2 tRNA genes and 3 rRNA genes are annotated in these 1465 nt (G+C 51.3%); all 5 read right to left on the reverse strand.

The features are described 5' to 3' along the window. Positions 1 to 152: ribosomal RNA gene (locus CXK86_RS31700) — 23S ribosomal RNA — on the reverse strand; the annotation flags it as partial. Positions 153 to 359: 207 nt separating this feature from the next. Then, a tRNA-Ala gene (locus CXK86_RS31705) sits at positions 360 to 435 on the reverse strand. Between the two features lie 22 nt (positions 436 to 457). Further along, a tRNA-Ile gene (locus CXK86_RS31710) sits at positions 458 to 534 on the reverse strand. 36 nt (positions 535 to 570) lie between these two features. Then, a 5S ribosomal RNA gene (gene rrf, locus CXK86_RS31715) occupies positions 571 to 687 on the reverse strand. Between the two features lie 106 nt (positions 688 to 793). Next, positions 794 to 1465, reverse strand: a 16S ribosomal RNA gene (locus CXK86_RS31720); the annotation flags it as partial.

Genomic DNA, 1465 nt, shown 5'->3' on the forward strand with positions numbered 1-1465 from the left:
GTAACTGGAAATTACCCCAGCTGGGTTTCCCCATTCGGACACCCCCGGATCAAAGCTTGCTTACAGCTCCCCGAGGCAGTTTCGTTGTTCGCCACGTCCTTCATCGGCTCCTAGCGCCTAGGCATCCTCCGTGTGCTCTTAGTAGCTTAACCATTTTGTTCCGGTTTCGGTCGCTCGCTTCTCTTGTTTTGCTTGCGCAAAGCCAAAAGTCGCTCTCACCCGATACCATCACAAAAGCAATTTGACTACCGTTTTTATTGAAACTTGTTTAACACAAGTTCAGCTAAAAAGGAATGTTCTAATTCGCGTTTGTTTCGTTTCGATATCTAGTTTTCAAAGAACAAACTTGTAAATCATTTTGGTGGAGCCAAGCGGGATCGAACCGCTGACCTCCTGCTTGCAAGGCAGGCGCTCTCCCAGCTGAGCTATGGCCCCATATAAAGTTTAAAGGTATAGATGGTGGGCCCTGGTGGACTCGAACCACCGGCCTCACCCTTATCAGAGGTGCGCTCTAACCAACTGAGCTAAGGGCCCACATTACATATACTATTTGAACCCAAAATGGGTTACGCTTGGCGGCGTTCTACTCTCCCAGGACCCTGCGGTCCAAGTACCATCGACGCTGAAGGGCTTAACGGTCGTGTTCGGGATGGGAACGTGTGGAACCCCTTCGCTATCGCCACCAAACGTTTGAGAGTTTAAGCTCTCAAAACTGAGCAACGAGTGAGTAACTAGCCGACCTGGCTAGATTTTGTATTTGAATGTTTCCGTTGCAGGAAACGATTCTCCATAGAAAGGAGGTGATCCAGCCGCACCTTCCGATACGGCTACCTTGTTACGACTTCACCCCAATCATCTATCCCACCTTCGGCGGCTGGCTCCTTGCGGTTACCCCACCGACTTCGGGTGTTATAAACTCTCGTGGTGTGACGGGCGGTGTGTACAAGACCCGGGAACGTATTCACCGCGGCATGCTGATCCGCGATTACTAGCAATTCCGACTTCATGCAGGCGAGTTGCAGCCTGCAATCCGAACTGAGACCGGCTTTGTTGGGATTGGCTCCATCTCGCGATTTCGCAGCCCGTTGTACCGGCCATTGTAGTACGTGTGTAGCCCAGGTCATAAGGGGCATGATGATTTGACGTCATCCCCACCTTCCTCCGGTTTGTCACCGGCAGTCTATCTAGAGTGCCCATCCGAAATGCTGGCAACTAAATATAAGGGTTGCGCTCGTTGCGGGACTTAACCCAACATCTCACGACACGAGCTGACGACAACCATGCACCACCTGTCTTGAATGTTCCGAAGAAAAGGTACATCTCTGCACCGGTCATTCAGATGTCAAGACCTGGTAAGGTTCTTCGCGTTGCTTCGAATTAAACCACATACTCCACTGCTTGTGCGGGTCCCCGTCAATTCCTTTGAGTTTCAGTCTTGCGACCGTACTCCCCAGGCGGAGTGCTT

Origin of the sequence: Paenibacillus sp. BGI2013, assembly GCF_002843485.1 — a bacterium.
GTDB classification, from domain to species: domain Bacteria; phylum Bacillota; class Bacilli; order Paenibacillales; family Paenibacillaceae; genus Paenibacillus; species Paenibacillus amylolyticus.